Source organism: Billgrantia antri (assembly GCF_017868935.1).
In the GTDB taxonomy this organism is placed as follows: Bacteria; Pseudomonadota; Gammaproteobacteria; order Pseudomonadales; family Halomonadaceae; genus Halomonas; species Halomonas antri.
Genome location: NZ_CP053383.1, coordinates 1,367,492 through 1,386,024, shown reverse-complemented (window position 1 = coordinate 1,386,024; position 18,533 = coordinate 1,367,492). Strand labels below are relative to the sequence as shown.

The 18,533-nt window shown below is 65.6% G+C and carries 15 protein-coding genes; 4 read left to right on the top strand and 11 right to left on the bottom strand.

Annotation, left to right across the window (positions count from 1 at the left end; genetic code table 11):
* Window positions 1-30: 30 nt before the first annotated feature.
* From HNO53_RS06560 to HNO53_RS06520, 9 genes are all read right to left on the bottom strand, one after another.
* Window positions 31-1,437 (bottom strand): sugar porter family MFS transporter, encoded by a 1,407-nt coding sequence (locus HNO53_RS06560; protein WP_209477152.1) that lies wholly within the window; start codon window positions 1,435-1,437, stop codon window positions 31-33.
* A gap of 79 nt (window positions 1,438-1,516) precedes the next feature.
* On the bottom strand, window positions 1,517-2,848 hold the full coding sequence (gene lamB, locus HNO53_RS06555; RefSeq protein ID WP_242597563.1) for a maltoporin: 1,332 nt from the start codon (window positions 2,846-2,848) through the stop codon (window positions 1,517-1,519).
* Between the two features lie 105 nt (window positions 2,849-2,953).
* Complete coding sequence (locus HNO53_RS06550) at window positions 2,954-3,826, bottom strand: aldose 1-epimerase (RefSeq protein ID WP_209477150.1); 873 nt, start codon at window positions 3,824-3,826, stop codon at window positions 2,954-2,956.
* A gap of 21 nt (window positions 3,827-3,847) precedes the next feature.
* Window positions 3,848-4,888, bottom strand: coding sequence for an ABC transporter ATP-binding protein (locus HNO53_RS06545; protein ID WP_209477149.1), 1,041 nt, complete (start codon window positions 4,886-4,888; stop codon window positions 3,848-3,850).
* Window positions 4,889-4,938: 50 nt separating this feature from the next.
* Window positions 4,939-6,555: a glycoside hydrolase family 43 protein gene (locus tag HNO53_RS06540; RefSeq protein ID WP_209477148.1), complete on the bottom strand. Its 1,617-nt coding sequence runs from the start codon at window positions 6,553-6,555 to the stop codon at window positions 4,939-4,941.
* 5 nt (window positions 6,556-6,560) lie between these two features.
* On the bottom strand, window positions 6,561-7,388 hold the full coding sequence (locus HNO53_RS06535; RefSeq protein ID WP_209477147.1) for a carbohydrate ABC transporter permease: 828 nt from the start codon (window positions 7,386-7,388) through the stop codon (window positions 6,561-6,563).
* Window positions 7,385-8,317, bottom strand: coding sequence for a carbohydrate ABC transporter permease (locus tag HNO53_RS06530; RefSeq protein WP_209477146.1), 933 nt, complete (start codon window positions 8,315-8,317; stop codon window positions 7,385-7,387). The genes HNO53_RS06535 and HNO53_RS06530 overlap by 4 nt, the downstream gene beginning before the upstream one ends.
* A 78-nt stretch (window positions 8,318-8,395) precedes the next feature.
* On the bottom strand, window positions 8,396-9,688 hold the full coding sequence (locus HNO53_RS06525; protein ID WP_209477145.1) for an ABC transporter substrate-binding protein: 1,293 nt from the start codon (window positions 9,686-9,688) through the stop codon (window positions 8,396-8,398).
* Between the two features lie 64 nt (window positions 9,689-9,752).
* Entirely contained in the window at window positions 9,753-10,523 is a 771-nt protein-coding gene (locus HNO53_RS06520; RefSeq protein ID WP_209477143.1) for an SDR family NAD(P)-dependent oxidoreductase, read from the bottom strand.
* A 342-nt stretch (window positions 10,524-10,865) separates the two neighbouring features.
* Between HNO53_RS06520 and HNO53_RS06515 the strand changes: the two genes are divergently transcribed.
* The 4 genes from HNO53_RS06515 (at window position 10,866) to HNO53_RS06500 (ending at window position 15,881) form a co-directional block, all read left to right on the top strand.
* Window positions 10,866-12,068: an ROK family protein gene (locus HNO53_RS06515; protein ID WP_209477141.1), complete on the top strand. Its 1,203-nt coding sequence runs from the start codon at window positions 10,866-10,868 to the stop codon at window positions 12,066-12,068.
* Window positions 12,069-12,227: 159 nt separating this feature from the next.
* Window positions 12,228-13,805 (top strand): aldehyde dehydrogenase (NADP(+)), encoded by a 1,578-nt coding sequence (locus HNO53_RS06510; protein ID WP_209477139.1) that lies wholly within the window; start codon window positions 12,228-12,230, stop codon window positions 13,803-13,805.
* Between the two features lie 3 nt (window positions 13,806-13,808).
* Complete coding sequence (locus HNO53_RS06505; protein WP_209477137.1) at window positions 13,809-14,975, top strand: fumarylacetoacetate hydrolase family protein; 1,167 nt, start codon at window positions 13,809-13,811, stop codon at window positions 14,973-14,975.
* Between the two features lie 126 nt (window positions 14,976-15,101).
* A complete protein-coding gene (locus tag HNO53_RS06500) occupies window positions 15,102-15,881 on the top strand; it encodes a FadR/GntR family transcriptional regulator (protein WP_209477135.1) in 780 nt (259 codons plus the stop codon).
* Here HNO53_RS06500 and HNO53_RS06495 read toward each other — a convergent pair.
* Together HNO53_RS06495 and HNO53_RS06490 are read right to left on the bottom strand one after the other, a co-directional pair.
* A complete protein-coding gene (locus HNO53_RS06495) occupies window positions 15,871-16,785 on the bottom strand; it encodes an SMP-30/gluconolactonase/LRE family protein (RefSeq protein ID WP_242597562.1) in 915 nt (304 codons plus the stop codon). The two genes, HNO53_RS06500 and HNO53_RS06495, sit on opposite strands and share 11 nt — an antisense overlap.
* Entirely contained in the window at window positions 16,782-18,527 is a 1,746-nt protein-coding gene (locus HNO53_RS06490) for an IlvD/Edd family dehydratase (protein WP_209477133.1), read from the bottom strand. The genes HNO53_RS06495 and HNO53_RS06490 overlap by 4 nt, the downstream gene beginning before the upstream one ends.
* Window positions 18,528-18,533: the final 6 nt, after the last annotated feature.

Below are 18,533 nucleotides of genomic sequence, written 5' to 3'. Positions count from 1 at the left end.
GACAGTCATACACGACGAATACCGGTAACGTCATTCATAGGCCATCTCCTCGAGCTCCTTGCCCCGGGTCTCATTGACCAGGCGCAGCACGAAGAATACCGATATCACCGCACAGATGGCGTAGAAGCCGTAGGCCCCGGCCAAACCGATGGAGGCCAGCATGATGGGGAAGGTCATGGTAATGCCGAAGTTGGCCAGCCACTGGAACAGCCCGGCGATGGCGAGGCCCGAACCGCGCATCTGGTTGGGAAACATTTCTCCGAGCATGACCCACATCACCGGGCCCCAGGAGACGTTGAAGAAAAATACATAGGCGTTGGCCGACAGTAGCGCAAACACACCCATGTCATCGCCGAGGCGCAGGCTGCCTTCCATCAGGCTCGCCGTGGAGAAGGCATAAGCCATGCAGGCCAGGGTCAGGGCCATGCCCACCGAGCCGGCCCACAGCAGCGGCTTGCGTCCGATCCTGTCGATCAGGGCGATGGCGAACAGGCAGGCGCCGATGCTGACCGCTCCCGAGATGACGTTGATTAGCAGCGCATCGCCCTCGGAGAAGCCCACCGACTGCCATAGCACGGCACCGTAGTAGAACACCACGTTGATGCCTACCAGTTGCTGGAACACGGCCAACCCGATACCCACCCAGACGATGCCGTGGACCCTGCCGGTGGCACGGTCGAGCACGTCGAGCAGCCGCGGCTTGTGGTCACGGGCCAGGGTGGCATCGATCTCCGCCAGCTTGGCGCTCACCTCGCCCTCGGGCATCACCAGCCCCAGCACGCGGCGCGCCTCACCCTGTTTGCCGCTGCTGATCAGGTAGCGCGGGCTCTCGGGAATGAACAGCAGCGCCAGCAGGAACACCGCCGCCGGCAGCAGCTCGATCCAGAACATCCAGCGCCAGGTGGCGAAGCCCAGCCACAGCTCGGCCATCGCCGAGCCCGACACATATGCCAGCACATAGTTACTGAGGAAGGCCACGAACAGCCCGGAGATGATCGCCACCTGCTGGATGGTGGCGAGCCGACCACGATAGGCGGCAGGCGCCACCTCGCTGATATAGGCCGGGGTCATTACGCTGGCCGCCCCTACCGCCATGCCACCCAGCACCCGATAGATCACGAACTCCAGCGAGCCGTCGGCAATACCCGAGCCCCAGGCGCTGACGAGGAAGAAGACCGCGGCCACGATCAGCAGCGTGCGGCGACCGAAGCGGTCCGCCAGGCGCCCGGCGAAGAAGGCACCCACGGCACAGCCGAGCAGCATCGAGGCAACATTGAAGCCAGTTCCCACACTGTCGGAACCGAACGCGGCCTGCAGGCCGTCGACGGTGCCGTTGATCACGCCACTGTCGAAGCCGAACAAGAAGCCGCCGATGGCGGCAATACAGCAGATCATGAAGATATAGGCCGAACGACTCATTACCTTGCGCTCCTGCATGACGAATACTCCGGAAAAGGGGCGCCCTTACGGGCGCCAAGGCGAGGAAGCCCCGCGATGAAGCATGTCGGGGTTCGGCTTACCACCACACGTCCATCTGCAGGCCGAAGGTGAGGCCATCGTTGTCGTCGATGTCGATGGCGTCACCCGCCGCCCCCGCATCGATGGAGCGGCTGGTGCGATCGGCCTGGAAGGCATCCCCGTTCCAGTCCGCATAGGTGACGAACGCGCGGATCACCGGGCGTGCGAAACCGCCCACGCCCGCCGACCACTGCTGGGCCAGGGTCAGTTTGGTCAAGCGGCGGCTGTCGTCGCCGTTCTCGGGATCGATATAGTCATGGCCGAGCTCAAGGGCGGTGCTCAGATTGTTCGTCCAGTAGTAGGTCGGAAGCACGCCGGCCGAGATCCAGGTCGCCCCCGAGTCATCATCAAAGCGCTTGTCCTCGTAGATGGCGGCATAAAGCAGGTCGAGCTTGTCAGGCGCGAGCCACACATTGCCGTGATTGATCACGCGCCACATTTCACCGCCGGGCACATCCGCAGTGAGCCCGGCATTCATGCGTCCTTGGCCGCTGCCGGCATTGATGATGCCGTCGGTGGCGTACTGCAGCGCCAGCTTGTTGGAGCCGCCGAACCAGTTGCTCTGTTCGTGCTGGAGGGTGAACATGTGGCCCCTTTCGGCCTCGCTGTCGCCGTAGTAGGCCTCCTGGGCATCGCTCAGTTGAGCGCGTCCGTAGTTGTAGCCCAGCACCAGCGTGCCATCGGGGTTGACGGGGATATCGGACCAGCGAAGATCGAGGGTGTCGTTGGAGATTCGATTGTCGGCGTCGGGGTATTCGGTATCGTCGCTACCCGTCGCGCGCATCCACGCCAGGTGCAGCTTGCCGGTGCCCACGTCGATGTTCTCGATACCACCGCCTGGGCCGGTGGAGTCCCAGTAGAAGAAGTCGTTGATGTGCACGTCGTGGCGGCGGTAGAAGCGCTTGCCCGCCCACAGGCTGGCGCCGGGCAAGGCGTCGACCACATTGTTGCCCTGCACGTACAACTGTCGAAGGGATACGTCGGTATCCTCGGAGTCGTTCACCTGATTCGAGAAATAGCCCACCATGCTGTTGAAATAGAACGACTTGTCCCCTTCCTCATAGAGCGTGGCCCCCAGGCCCAGCTCGGCATAGGTCTCGCACTCGTTGCCCAGCCGGTACTTGGCCCCCGCGCCATTGGCCCGAAAGCAGGCCTGATCGCCGCCGCCTGCGGTATTGCCGATACCCGAACGGGCATAGCCGGTGAAATCGATCTGCGAGAGTAGATCCTGGGCCTGGACCGTGCCGAAGGCGAGGCAACCGAGCCCGATCAGCCCCAAGCGGGCCAGGGCATGTGCTGAATGACGCGGCGTTTTCATTGTTCTATGCATTTTTCGCTCCTGTGAATGATGGCGTTGCTTGTTGTTGGTAATAGCTCTGAACTAAGTGATCGTGGCGTGACGCGTGGGTAGCTCCTTGGTATCAACGGGGTGGATTTAGCTGACGAGACAGCGGAAACGGCAGCGCACCGAGAAGCACTCCCCTGTATCCAGCTCGACCAGGCCTTGGCGCTGCGGATCGCCACGGTGGGCATCGACGTCGTGAGTCACCGGCTCGAAGCAGAAGAAATCCGCCTGCTCGCCCGGCGAAAAAACCAGGTAGCGCGAGGTATCGGCACGCACTTCCAGCGTCAGGCTACGCTCGGGCCAGCTCAGCACGGCCCGACCATTCCAGCCGGTAAAGAGGTTGTCGATCCTGTCACAAGGCAGCCCTCTGCCTCGCGAGAAGTTCCACTGCCCGGGCGCCTCGAGCCGGCGCCATACGGTGGGTAGCTGTTCGGCATCGACCTCCCACACCCCTTCGGCGGCAGCACCGAGACGCACCCCGGCGCTGCGCGGAAACCAGGGATGCAGGCCCAGGCCATAGGGTGCCGGCGCTTCTCCCAGGTGGGTCACGGCGAGGGCCACCTCGAGCGTGTCGTCCGCCAGGCGATAACTCAGCTCCGCGCGGTAGTCGAACGGCGGCTGGTGCGAGGAATACAGGCCGAGTCTCAGCCGCGTGTCGCCCTGCTCTTCCACCCGCCATGCCTGCTGCCAGCCGTCGCCGTGGATCGGCAGGGGCTCGCCGGGCAGATTGGCCGCCAGTCGATAATCCTGCCCACGCCAGCTGAAACCTCCCCCGCCGATGCGATTCGACCACGGCACCAGTGGGTACATGGCCAGCCGGTTGGGGTCGCGTTCAGTGTCGCCGCCCGGACGCATCAGCGGCTCGGGGCCACGCTCCCCGAGCCTGTCGAAGCGCACCACGGCACCGCCGACCGTTGGATTGACCACCAGCCGCAAAATTCCATTGTCGAGAGTGATCGTCATGACTCCTCGCTCACATGCGGCTCAGGCGATACTGGCCTGGAATCGGGCCAATGCCTCATCCGGCAGGCGCTGGCCATCGGCATCGAAGCCATGCAGCAGCTCGTGGCGCGGCGTCAGATGGAGCACATCGCCGCTGCGCACCGCCGCATCGCCGGGCAGGCGCACGGTCAGCGGGCCGGTGGCGTCGCTGTCGACGTAGGCGAAGGCGTCGGCGCCGAGCATCTCGACCACCCTCACCCGGGCCTGCCACTCCCCCGCCTCTCGACTCACTTCTAGATGCTCCGGGCGAATGCCGAGCGTGGTGGCGCCATAGGCCTTGGCCACCTCGCCTTCGATGAGGTTCATCTTGGGTGAGCCGATGAAGCCGGCCACGAACAGCGTCTCGGGCCGCTGATAGAGGTTCATCGGCGTGCCGACCTGCTCGATCTGGCCGGCGTTCATCACCACGATGCAGTCGGCCAGGGTCATCGCCTCGACCTGGTCGTGGGTGACGTAGACCATGGTGGCGTCGAGCCGCTGGTGCAGCTCGGCCAGCTCCACGCGCATGCGGTTGCGCAGCGCCGCGTCGAGGTTTGAGAGCGGCTCGTCGAACAGGAACACGCCGGGATTGCGTACGATGGCGCGCCCGATGGCCACGCGCTGGCGCTGGCCGCCGGAGAGCTCGGCCGGCTTGCGCTCGAGCAGCTCCTCGAGGTTGAGCAGGCGCGCCGCCTCGGCCACCTTGGCTTTGCGCTCCTCGACGGGCACCTTGGCCAGGCGCATGCCGAAGTCGATATTGCGGGCCACCGTCATGTGCGGATAGAGCGCATAGGACTGGAACACCATGGCGATGTTGCGCTCGCTGGGTTCGGCGGTGGTGACGTCGCGCCCGCCGATGGAAATCGCGCCGCGGGTCACCGTCTCGAGCCCGGCGATCATGCGCAACAGGGTCGACTTGCCGCAGCCGGAGGGGCCCACCAGCACGGTGAAGGAGCCGTCCTCGATGCGCAGGTTGAGGTTGGGGATAACCGTGGTCTTGCCACGGAAGGTCTTCTCGATGTCGACCAGGGTTACGTCAGCCATAGCATGTCTCTTCTTGGCACCTGTTGTGTGTCTTGTGCGCAGAAATTGGATCAGCGTTCGTTGCGGCGGTAGCGGAACCCGGCGAAGTCCGCCGGCATGGCGCGTCCGCTGATGTCATGGGCCGCCATACCCAGGAAGTTGCCGGTGAAGTAGCCATGGGCACGACCGCTGCCCTCGTCCGATAGCAAGCCGGCGTCCAGCACCGGGCCGATCGAACGCCACTCGCCGCCGCCCTGGGCGAAGCGGAACTGCAGCTCGCGCTCGCGGATGTCGAGGCCGAGGCGCACCGGCAGGCCGGGCTCGAGCTCCACGCCGGGCTCGGCGATGTCGAGCTGCCCGCTGGGCCACTCGTCGTGGCAGCTCATCACGCTGAGCACCCTGTCGCCCTCCTCGTTCAGGCTCACGGCGAGATAGTGGAACTTGAAGCGGTTGTAGTAGGCGATCAGCCCGGCGAACTGCTGGATGTCGTCCGGCTCGAACTCGAGCTCGGTCTCGGCGCTGCAGTGCCAGCAGTCCTGGCGCCTGGCCACCAGCGCTTGCTCGAACCAGGAGCCCACCGACTCGCGGCCGAACAGGCGCAGGTAGCCGGGCCGCGCGTCGAGCGAGAACAGCCGCTCGGGCTCAGGGCTGCGCAGCCACTGGAACGCCGCCGGCAGCTGGCCAGGCTTGAATTCGTCGCTTTCCTCGGTGGCCGGAGCGCGCTGCTCGACATCGGACATTGTGCCGGGCATGGCGACCTCAAGCGCCGGGGTATTGCCGCCATGGGCCAGGCGCAGCCAGCCGTCCGCGCCCCATTCGACCCGCTGGATGGCCGTCTCGCGCCCCAGCGGCGAGCGGCGCGTGCCGGGCAGCGGCCGCCCGCACAGGTGCACCATGAAGGTCTCGCCGTCCGGCGTATCGACCAGATCGGCATGGCCGGCGCGCTGCAGCGGGTTGTCCGGCTCCTGGCGGCTGGTCAGCACCGGGTTGTCCGGGTGCACCTCATAGGGGCCGGCGATCTCGCGCGAGCGGGCCATGGTCACGGCGTGGTCGTAGCCGGTGCCGCCCTCGGCCACCAGCAGGTGGTACCAGCCGTCGCGGCGATAAAGATGCGGCCCCTCGGTAAGCTTCATCTCAGTGCCGGCGAAGATGTTGCGGATCGGGCCGACCAACTGCCTGCGCTCGACGTCGTACTCCTGCAGCAGGATTCCGCCGAAGCGGTCGCCGCCCTCGCGCCGGCGATAGTCCCACTTGAGATTGACCAACCACTTGCGGCCGTCGTCATCGTGGAACAGCGAGGGATCGAAGCCGCTGGAGTTGAGATACACCGGATCGCTCCACGGCCCCTCGATGCTGGGTGCGGTGACCAGGTAGTTGTGGCCGTCCTTGAAGTTGCCCTCGTAGCGCTTCATGTCGGTGTAGATCAGCCAGAACAGGCCGTCGGCATAGGAAAGGCACGGTGCCCAGATGCCGCAGGAGTCGGGATTGCCGCGCATGTCGAGCTGGGCGGCGCGGGCCAGCGGCCGGCTGAGCAGCCGCCAGTTGGCCAGGTCCCGCGAATGGTGGATCTGCACCCCGGGGTACCACTCGAAGGTGGAGGTGGCGATGTAGTAGTCCTCGCCCACACGGCAGATCGAGGGGTCGGGGTTGAAGCCGGGAAGAATCGGGTTGCGGAGGGTATCGGTCATCGGTGTCATCCCTTGACGGAGCCGCCGGTCAGTCCGGCCACGATGTATTTCTGCGCGGCGAGGAAGAAGATCACCGCCGGCGTGATGGTCAGCGTCACGAACGCCAGGATCATGTTCCACTGGGTCAGGTATTCGCCCTGGAACTGCATCATGCCGAGCGGCCAGGTGTAGATGGAGCGGTCGTTGAGCACCACCAGCGGCAGCAGGAAGTTGTTCCAGCTCTGCACGAAGACGAATACCCCCACGGTGGCCAGGATCGGCGTCGACAGCGGCAGGGTGAACGACCAGAAGAAGCGCAGGTAGCTGCAGCCGTCGACGTAGGCGGCCTCGAACAGCTCTCGAGGCAGCTGATCGAAGAACGCCTTGAATAGCAGGATCGCCAACGACAGGCCGAAGGCCGTCTGCGGTAGGATGACCGCCCAGTAGGTATCCAGCAGGCCCAGATCGCGCACCTTGATGAACAGCGGCAGGATCGCCGCGGCGAAGGGAAACATCAGCCCCAGCAGCAGGTAGGAGAGGATCATCTTCGAGCCGAAGAAGCGGATCTGCGAGAACACGTAGGCCGCCGCCGCACCCACCACCAGGGTCAGCAATACCGTCATCGACGAGATCAATAACGAGTTGCCCAGGTAGCGCCAGAAAGCGCCGTCGAGGAAGATCGCAACGTAGTTCTCCGCGTTCCAGGTATCCGGCAGGCCCAGCGGATTGGTGCGCAGCTCGGCGTTGCTCTTGAAGCCACCGAAGAAGGAAGCCAGCAGCGGTCCAATGACCAGGCTGGCCACCAGGATCAACACGATCACGCGCAGCGTATTGCGGAAGGTCGCACTGTTCATGGACGCTCCTCCTTCGCCGTGGCCCGCTGGTAGAACAGTGCGATGCCGATGGCGAGCACGAACAGCACCACGGCGGCAGCGCTACCGAAGCCGATGTTGAGCCGCGACAGACCGAAGGTATAGAGATAGGTGACGATGGTATGGGTCGAGTTCGAGGGCCCACCGTTGGTCATCGGAATGATGATATCGAAGATCTGCAGCGAGCCGATGATGGCAAAGAAACCGCTCACCACGATGGCGTGCTTGATCATCGGGATCTGCACGAACAGCGCCACCTGGCGCGGCTTGGCCCCTTCGAGCTTGGCCGCCTCGATCAGGTCCTTGGGCACGCTCTGCAGCGCAGCGATGTAGATCATCATGTGGAAGCCGAAGTACTTCCACACGATCACCGTCATGATTGCCGGGAAGGCCCACTGGCGGTCGGCCAGCACGTAGACCGACTCCTGCCCCAAGGCCTGGAACATGAAGGCAGTGATGCCGTAGTCGCCGTCGAAGACGAAGCTCCAGATCAACCCTGCTGCCACTTCGGCAAGGATATAAGGTAGGAAGAACACTAGCCGGAACAGCGTATTGGTCGGCGTCTTGCGATACACCAGCAGCGCCAGGCCCAGGGCCAGCGGCATCTGGATGATCAGCGAGACGAGAATCAGCTTGGCGGTATTCCACAACGCAGTATGGAACACCGAATGGTCGAGCAGGCGCGCGTAATTCTGGGTGCCGACGAAATCGCTCGGCGAGCCGTAGCCGTTCCACGAGAAGGCGCTGTAGTAGGCCGCATCGGCCAGCGGCAGGATCACGAACAGCGAGAACAGGATCAGCGCCGGCGGCAGCAGGATCAGCACGGCGGTGAACTTGCCGCTGGCCAGTCCCTGCCGCAAGCGGTCGGCGTTGCTTCTCCTGTGCACGGCGGGTCGGGTCATGGTAGTCATGGCAGATACCGTTCAAGGGGATATGGCCCGGCACGGCGAGAGTGCGGCGCCGGGCGTCGCATGATTCAGCGAACCGGTTCAGCGGAACTGCCAGGCCTCCTCGACCCGGGCGGCCGCCTCCTCGGGCGTGGTCGCGCCCTGGGCCAGGTCGCCGCTGATATCGTTGACCGTGGCGCCGACCGAAGTGCCCAGCGCCTGGTCGAGGAAGACCTGGTGGAAGTTGGACTCGCTGAGGATCTCTGCCACCTTGCGTGCGTAGGGCGTGTCGAGCGCCTCCTCGGAACCATGGGCTACCGGCACGAAAATGCCCAAACGGGCGGCTTCGCGCTGGTTCTCCTCATTGAGCAGGAAGCGCAGGAAGTCAACCGCCTCGTCGGAGGCGTCGCGGGTCACGGCGAAACCGTTCATGCCGCCGAAGCTGTCATCGTTGCCGGCGCCCCCCTCCACCCGGGGAAAGCGGATGAACTCGAGGTCCTCATCGGGCACGCCCTCGCCGCTCATGGAGCGCTCCTTGGAGGGGATGTAGTCCCAGTCGCCCATTAGGTGCAGGGCCGCTTCGCCGTCGCCGAACATGGCGCTGGCACGCTCGTAGGTGGTCGCCATGAAGCCCGACTGGAACGGTTCCAGTTCAACGAACGACTGCAACAGCTCGCCGGCACGCACGAAGGGCTCACCCTCGAAGCCGCCGTTCTCGCCCTGCTTGGCCGCCTCGATCCCTTCGCCGCCGGCCAGCCGCGTGGCCAGATAGCCCCAGTAGAAATGCATCGGCCAGCCATCCTGGCCGCCCACCACCGCCGGTGTGATGCCGCTTTCGCGCAGGGTCGTCACTGCCCGCTGCAGATCTTCCCAGGTCTCGATGGCCTCGATATCGACCCCGGCCTGCTCGGTCAGCGCGGTGTTGGCCCAGAAGCCCACCACGGTGGCGTAGAGCGGTGCACCATAGATGCGCTCGTCCAGCGTGAAGGCTCGCACAGCCGACTCGGGGTAGAGATCCTGCCAACCGTCCTGCATCTCATCGGTGAGATCGCGCACGAAGCCGGCCTCGACCTGGTCGCGCAGCCCTTCGCCACCCCAGCTGTAGAAGATGTCGGGGCGCTGGTCGGACTGCAGCAAGGTCGGCAGGCGCGTCTTGTAGGCTTCGTTGGCGATGTATTCAAAGACCACGTCGACCTCTGGATTCTCCGCCTCGTACTCGGTGACTACGTCTTCGTAGTACTGCTTCTCGACGTCGCTGATCTCGACCCTGAGCACCCGCACAGTGGTGTCGGCCGCCGCAGCAAACGCGGCGAGGCCGGATGCGATGGCTACCGACGCAGCCAGGGTCCGTTTGGCATGTTCCGCCTTGGGCAGATGCGGTGGAAGAATGTGCATGGCGAGCTCCTTGTTGTGTTGTAAGCGAATGAATGCACAGTGTTTATCGAATGGCTTTGGCGGCTCAGCCCCAGCCCCCGTCGACGGCGAGTTCCTGGCCGGTGATCGCCGCGCTCTCGGTGCTGGCCAGGAACAGCACGGCCGGCGCGATGTGGCATGGCTCAAGTCGCAGCTTTAGGCACTGATGAGCCTGGATCGACGCCTCCTCCTCGGGGCCGATCCACTTCTGCAACTGGCGCTCGGTCATGACCGAGCCGGGCACCAGCGTATTGACGCGAATGTTGTAGCGGCCAAGATCGCGCGCCAGGCTGCGGGTCAGGCCATGCACCGCCGCCTTGGCGGTGACGTAGCTCGACAGTTCGGGAATGGCCATCTGCACGCTGATCGAGCCGAAGTTGATGATCGCGCCGCCGCCGGCCTCCATCATCTGGTGCGCCGCCGCCTGGGCGGCGAAGAACATCGGCCGCAGGTTGAGCGACATGCGCTCGTCCCAGTAGGCGACGTCGACCTCCTGCCAGGTATGGCGATCGTCGTTGGCGGCGTTGTTGACCAGTGTATGGATCGGCCCCAGCTCGCGTCCCACATCGGCGATCACACCCTGCAGAGCCTCGACATCGCGTATGTCGCAGCGGCGGTAGCGCGGCGGTCGTCCCGTTTCCGCCTCCAGTGTCTCCACCAAGGCCTGGCTGGCGGCATCGTCGATGTCGACGAAAGCGACTCGGGCTCCCTGCCGATGAAAGGCTCGGGTCAGCTCGGCGCCGATGCCGCTACCGCCGCCGGTAATGAAGACCACCCGCTGCTCGAGGCTGGGGTAGCGTGCCGCGTCGTTGCTCATGCTTTCTCCACTTAGTTTTTTCTATTTACTAACTAGAGACTGAACAAGCCTCCCAAACACGGCAATGATACGTTGGTAGTATTTGTTCTTTTAACCAGCCAAATCAGACGCATCCGCCTCCAGCCGAAAAAGACCTGCGGCCCTGCGGCAGCATGGCCGGGAGGAAGCGATTCGTTTAGTCTTGGAACCAACTATTACCACCGCTTCGAGCCGACAAGGGGAGAGTAGCCCTCGCGCGTCTCGGCGTGGAGTGGCATCATCGGAGCGCGATCACAGGCGTCCGACTTCATTCGTTTCTTCCGTTACGCTCCTGGCGTAGGGACTGCAAGGCCTCGTTCATCTATGTCAACCAGCTACCAGCAGCACAAGGCGGGCGACCTCCACTTCCTCAAGCGGCTCAATCGCAGCGCCATTCTCGAACTGGTACGCCGCACTCCCGGACTCACCCGGGCTGACATCGCCACCCAGGCCCAGCTCACCAAAGCCACCGTCGGCGCCGGCGTGCAGTCGCTGCTGAACCAGGGCTGGCTGCGCGAGGGCGAGCTGCTGAAGAGCAGCGGCGGCCGCCCGGGTCGCGCCCTGCATCTCAACGACGACAACCATGTGCTGTTCGGTGCCGAAGTGGGCGTGCACGGCTTGCGCCTGGTCGCCTGCACCCTCTCCGGCCAGGTGCTCGAATCGCATCACGAGCACCTCGTGCCGACCACCCCGGAGGTTACCGCCGAGCTGCTCGCGGAACTGCTGCGCGGGCTGATGCACACGGCATCGGTGAAGGGTCGCCACTGCCTGGGCCTGGGGGTCGCCCTGCCAGGCCCCATCGCGCCAGGCAAAGCCGTACTACGCCTGGCGCCCAACCTGGGCTGGCGCGACATTCGCTTTCTCGACCTGCTGCGCCCTCACCTGCCCCGCCTGGAAGGCACCTGGGTGATGGACAACGAAGCCAAGTCGGCCGCCTTCGGCGAGCTCTATTTCCGCACCGGCAATATTCCCGAATCGCTGATGTACGTCAGCGCCGGCACCGGGATTGGCAGTGGCATGGTCGAGGGCAGCCACCTTCCCCTGGTGACTCGCGGCGTTCAGGGTCTGGCCGGCGAAATCGGTCATACCGTGCTGCAGCCCGGCGGTCTCTACTGCCACTGCGGCAACCGCGGCTGCGCCGAGACCCTGGTCAGCGGCTGGTCGATCCGCGCGGCACTGGGCATCGCCGAGGAGGAGGATCTCATCGAGGCCCTGTTGCCACGCCTGAACGAGCCCGACGTGCAGGTTACGCTGCGCCGGGCCGGCGAGGCGCTGGGCATCCTGCTGCTCAACCTTCACCATACCCAGAACCCCTCCGAGATCGTGCTGGGCGGCTCGCTGACCCGGCTGGGCGAAGCACTGCTGTCGCCCGCTCTCGACTACTTCAAGGCCAATCAGAACCGGCTGTTGGGAACGACCCAGCAGGTCCCGTTGCGAGTGATCGAGGACTCCACCTTCATCGCCGCCCGCGGCGCCGCAGCCCAGGTGCTGGCCAGCATCATCCATGGCCCCAGCGACCTCAGCTGACCCGCTGCTCCCGCTGGCAGCGCGACCGACCAAAGTCGTAGTCGAGACATAAGTTCAGAGATTGAACTTACCCTTTCTCTCCCGCAGGATAAAGATGGGCGTCGTGGAATGCGCCCGTCGGTACGAGTCATTCATCGACAATCCCCGCAGGAGCCCAACATGTCCCTGGAAGGCAAGATGCTGATCGGCCGCGAAGCCGTCAGCGGCAGTTCCCAGCCCATCAACGCCGTCAATCCCGCCACCGGCGAGTCCCTCGCGCCCACCTATGGCGGCGGCACGACCGCCGAGGTCGAGCGCGCCTGCGAACTCGCCGAGAAGGCCTTTGCCAGCTACCGCGAGACCACCCTCGAAGCGCGCGCCGCCTTTCTCGAGACCGCGGCCTCCGAGATCGAGGCCATCGGCGACGAACTGATCGAGCGCGCCATGGCCGAGACCGGCCTGCCCCGGGCGCGCCTCGAAGGCGAGCGCGGCCGTACCTGCGGCCAGCTGCGCCTGTTCGCCTCGGTGGTGCGCGCCGGCGAGTGGCTCGACCTGCGCCTCGACCCGGCCCTGCCGGAGCGCCAGCCGATGCCCCGCGCCGACCTGCGCCAGCGTCACATTCCGCTCGGCCCCGTCGCCGTGTTCGGCGCCTCGAACTTCCCGCTGGCCTTCTCCGTGGCCGGCGGCGATACCGCCTCGGCGCTGGCCGCCGGCTGCCCGGTGGTGGTCAAGGGCCACTCCGCCCATCCCGGCACCTCGGAGCTGGTGGGTCGTGCCATGCAGCGTGCCGTCGAGAAGAGTGGCCTGCCGGAGGGCGTGTTCTCGCTGCTGTTCGGTTCGGGCCGCGAGATCGGCCAGGCGCTGGTGGCCGACCCGCGCATTCAAGCCGTCGGCTTCACCGGCTCCCGCGGCGGCGGCACCGCGCTGATGAAGACCGCCCAGGCCCGCCCGCAGCCGATCCCGGTCTACGCCGAGATGAGTTCGATCAACCCGGTGTTCCTGCTGCCGGAGGCGTTACGTGCCCGTGGGGCGCAGATCGCCGAGGGCTTCGTCGCCTCGCTCAACATGGGCGCCGGGCAATTCTGCACCAACCCCGGGCTGGTGATTGCGGTGAAGGGCCCCGAACTCGACGCCTTCGTCGAGGCCGCGGGCGATGCGCTCAAGGGCAGCGCCGCCCAGACCATGCTCACCCCGGGCATCCACGACGCCTACCAGCAGGGCGTGGGCCGGCTTTCGAGCAACGGCAAGGTACGCGAAATCGCCCGCGGCCAGGCCGGTGAATCCGCCCACCCGTGCCAGGCGGGGCTGTTCGTCACCGCGGCGGGTGACTTCCTCAACGATCCTGAGCTGCAGGAGGAGGTGTTCGGTGCTACCTCGCTGGTGATCGAGTGCGCTGACCTGGCGGAAGTGAAGCGCGTGGCAAGCCAGCTGGAAGGCCAGCTGACCGCCACGCTGCAGATGGACGACGGCGACCTCGACGCAGCCAAGGCGCTGCTGCCGACTCTCGAGCGCAAGGCGGGGCGCATTCTGGCCAATGGCTGGCCGACGGGCGTCGAGGTATGCCACGCCATGGTCCACGGCGGGCCCTACCCGGCCACCTCCGACAGCCGCACCACCTCGGTGGGCAGCGCGGCGATCTTCCGCTTCCTGCGCCCGGTGTGCTACCAGGCGCTGCCGCAAGGCTTGCTGCCCGAGGTGCTGCGTGACGGCAACCCCTGGGGTGTGTCACGGTTGGTCGATGGCAAACGCGAGGCATGAGACGTGAACGACAACGAGACGAACGTTTATCTTCCCCACGACGTGGAGCAGGCCCTGCTGGTGGGCCGCGTATGGCGCGCTGACGGCGGGCCGAGCACGGCCGGCCCCGCCCTGGTAGTGGTACGCCAGGGCGAGGTGATCGATATCTCCGCCCAGTGCGACTGCATGGCCGACCTGCTCGATCGCGACGATGCCGCCGCCTTCGTGCGGCGAGCCGAAGGCGAATCGCTGGGCCCCGTCGCCACCCTGCTGCAGAACTCGCTGGCCGAACCACAAATCACTCCTTACCTGCTCGCACCCTGCGACGTGCAGGCGATCAAGGCCTGCGGCGTGACCTTCGCCGTGAGCCTGTTGGAGCGAGTGATCGAGGAGCAGGCCGGCGGCGACGCTGCCAAGGCCAGCCAGTTGCGCGCCGAGCTCAACGAGGTGATCGGCCAGGACCTGTCGCGCATCACACCGGGCTCCGACGAGGCCATGGCGCTCAAAGCGGCGCTGCAGGCACGTGGCGCCTGGTCCCAGTACATGGAGGTGGGCCTCGGCCCGGATGCCGAAGTGTTCACCAAGTCGCAGCCGTTCTCATCGGTGGGTTTCGGCGCCCGCGTCGGCCTGCATCCGGCGTCGCAATGGAACAACCCCGAGCCGGAAATCGTGCTGGCGGTGGATGCCCTGGGCGCGCCCAAGGGCGCCACGCTCGGCAACGATGTCAACCTGCGCGACGTCGAGGGCCGCAGCGCCCTGCTGCTGGGCAAGGCCAAGGACAACAACGCCTCCTGCGCCATCGGTCCGTTCATTCGCCTGTTCGACGAACGCTTCACGCTGGACAGCGTGCGCCAGGCCCATGTGACACTGCGCATCGAGGGCGAGGACGACGGCTTCCTGCTCGAAGGCGAGAGCGACATGCGTGAGATCAGCCGCGACCCACTGGACCTGGTGCGCCAGACCGTCGGTGCGCATCACCAGTATCCGGACGGTTTCATGCTGTTCCTTGGTACCATGTTCTCGCCGATTCAGGACCGCGACGGCGAGGGCCAGGGCTTCACCCACCATATCGGCGACAGCGTCACCATCGCCACGCCGGCGCTGGGCGCACTGGTCAATCGGGTCGACCGCTCCGACAAGCTGCCGCCTTGGACCTTCGGGATACGCCAGTGGCGGGCTCATCAGCGCTGAGATCAAGAACAGGGCCCCCTAGGTCGCAGTGGCAGGGCGTGGCGCCCTGGCATTGCGACCTAGGCCGCATTGCCCATATGTTGAACATATGGCACTTTATGTGGCAAATCATCGACATGAGCTGCCATGACCGCGACACTGCCCAAGCGCCCCGTAAAGCCCGCCCGCCCCAGCGTGGTGGAGTACCTTGCCGAAGCCATCTTTTCCGGTCGCTACCAGCCCGGTGACTTCGTGCCCAAGGAGATCGACCTCTGCGAGCAGTTTGCGATCAATCGCTCGGCGGTGAGGAGCGACCTGCGTCAGCTTGTCGATGTCGGCATCATTGCGCGGATCTCCGGCCACGGCTCCAAGGTGCGCGACTACGAGGAGTGGAACATCCTCGATCCCTCGGTGACCGAGTGGATGACCCGCTACGCCTCGCCCAACCCGCGCATCCAGCGCGAGATCCTGGCCTTCCGGCTCGACGTCGAACCCTACGTGGCGATGACGGCGGCGCGGCGCGCCAAGGCGCTTGATCTGGTCGCCATCGAGGAGGCACTGGAGGGCATGAGTCGTCACCTGCATGCCGAGAGTGCCGAAGAGAAGCAGCGCTACAGCGACCATGACGTCGCCTTCCACGTGGCCATCTTCAAGGCCAGCCATAACATCGTCTGGGCGCAGCTCTCGCATATCCTGCGCCCATCGATCCATCTGCTGGTGGAAACTTCAAACGACAGTACCGCCGACCCCGAGGCCAGCTTCGAGCGTCACCGCCAGGTGATGGAGGCGATTCGCGCCCGCCGGCCCCGCGAGGCCTTCCTGGCTGCCCGCGAGGTACTGCAGGGTACCGCCGAGGCACTGGGCATCGAGCCGGGAGATGGGACGTTGGGCAGCTGGCTCGAGGTGGCACCCACCGCTACGCCTTGAAGGCCGGCGAGGGCAGACCGCGAACGCCAGGCTTCACGCGGAACAGGCTGCCCGCCAGCGCTTCCTGATCGCGGCCATCAGCCGCAGTGGTGATGAAGAGCTGATCCAGCTCGGGTCCGCCAAAGGTGCAGGATGTCACCCGCGAGGCGGGCAGGATCAAGGTCTCGCTCAGTGTTCCCTCGGGCAGGAAGCGGCTGACCCGCCCGCCGCCCCAGTGGGCGATCCACAGGCCGCCCTCCGCATCGCAGGTCATGCCATCAGGAAGGCCCTGAGTACCGTTGAAGCGCAGGTGTTCACGCTTGCCGGAAAGCCCATCAAGCGAAAGATCAAAGGCATAGACGAGGCCGGCCGCCGTATCGCTGTGGTAGAGCGTCCTGCCATCGGGGCTTATGGCAGGACCGTTGGCGACACCGTAGCCATCATCGACCCGGCGCAGCTTCGTCCCGTCGAGGCAATAGAGGGCACCCCGGCCCGTCTCACCCTTCTCGCCCTCTCTCTCCTTCATCGAGCCGAACCAGAGCCGTCCCCGGTCATCCACAGCCGCATCGTTGAAGCGGTTGCCCTCCGGCTCGTCGGGCGTGGTCCATCCGCCGACGATATTCGGCCCGTCCTCGTCGAGACGCAGGTGCACCAGCCGCGAGGCGAGCCCGGCAATGAAGCCATCGCCGTCATCGCGCGGCACCAGCCAGCAGCACGCCTCGTCGAGCGTCCAGTGGCGGGTTCTACCGCTGGCGAAGTCGTGTTCATGCAGGCTGCGACCCAGGATATCGACGAACAGCAGCTGACCGGCCTCTCCCCGCTCGGGGCACCACAGCGGCCCTTCCCCCAGCCGGGCCCGCCCCGACCAGGCGCACTGGATCATCGAGCCGTCGACCATGCGCCGTTCGCCTCCCAACCGGTTCAATGCGAATGTCTCGGCACTTCGGCGCCACGCGAGCCCCGCAGGAAATCGAAGTCGCACCCCTCATCGGCCTGCAGCACGTGTTCAATGTAAAGCTGGCGATAGCCGCCATCGCTGGCGATATGCCGCGACTTGGCGGTGGGATCGCTCTCGGCCAGGCGTGCCTCGAGTTCAGCGTCGCTGATGTCCAGATGCAGCCTGCCGGCATCGCAGTCGAGTTCGATCCAGTCGCCGTTGCGCACCGCGGCGAGCGGCCCACCGGCCGCCGCCTCGGGGGCCACGTGCAGCACCACGGTGCCGTAGGCGGTGCCGCTCATACGCGCATCGGAGATACGCACCATGTCGGTCACGCCCTGCTCGAGCAGCTTCGCCGGCAGGCCCATGTTGCCGACCTCGGCCATGCCGTGATAACCACGAGGTCCGCAGTTCTTCATCACCAGTATGCTATCGGCGTCGACCTCGAGCTCGGGGTCGTTGATGCGTGCCTTGTAGTCGTCGAAGTCCTCGAACACCACCGCCCGGCCACGATGGGTCATCAGTTCGGGACTAGCAGCCGAGGGCTTGAGCACCGCCCCGCGCGGCGCCAGGTTGCCGTGCAGTACGCACATGCCGCCATCCTCGCGCAGGGGATTGTCCAATGGACGGATGACCTCGTCGTTGTAGAGCGGCGCATCCTTGACGTTCTCCCACAGCGTCTTGCCGTTGACCGTGAGCGCCTCCTTGTGCGGCAGGCGGCCGGCCTCGCCCAGCCGGCGCAGCACCGCGGGCAGTCCGCCAGCATAGTAGAACTCCTCCATCAGGAAGCGTCCGGAGGGCTGCAGATCGACGATGGTCGGCGTACCACGGCCGACCCGGCTCCAGTCGTCGAGATCGAGCTCGACCCCGACTCGCCCGGCAATCGCCTTGAGATGGATCACCGCGTTAGTCGAGCCGCCGATGGCGGCGTTGGTGCGAATGGCGTTCTCGAAGGCCTGCTTGGTCAGGATCTTGGAGAGCGTGAGATCCTCGTCGACCATCTCGACGATGCGGTTACCGGAGAGATGCGCCAGCACGTAGCGCCGCGCGTCTACCGCGGGAATCGCCGCGTTGTGCGGCAACGAGGTGCCCAACGACTCGGCCATGCAGGCCATGGTCGAGGCCGTGCCCATGGTGTTACAGGTGCCCGCCGAACGGGACATGCCGGCCTCGGCGGCCATGAAATCATGAATCGAGATCTTGCCCGCCTTGACCTGCTCGGAGAGTTGCCAGACCACGGTGCCGGAACCGATGTCCCTGCCCTCATGCTTGCCGTTGAGCATCGGCCCGCCGGTCACCACGATGGTGGGGATGTCGCAGCTCGCCGCGCCCATCAACAGTGCCGGCGTAGTCTTGTCGCAGCCCACCAGCAGCACCACCGCATCCAGCGGGTTGCCGCGGATCGATTCCTCCACGTCCATGCTCGCCAGGTTGCGGGTGAACATGGCCGTGGGGCGCAGCAGCGACTCGCCGTTGGAGAACACCGGGAACTCCACCGGATAGCCGCCCGCTTCCAGCACGCCCTTCTTGACGTGTTCGGCCAGCTTGCGGAAGTGCGCGTTGCAGGGCGTGAGTTCCGACCAGGTGTTGCAGATGCCGATGATCGGCTTGCCTTCGAACTCGTGGTCCGGAATGCCCTGGTTCTTCATCCAGCTGCGGTACATGAAGCCGTTCTTGTCGGCGGTGCCGAACCACTCGGCGCTGCGCAAGGGACGCTTGCGGTCGGTCATACGAGG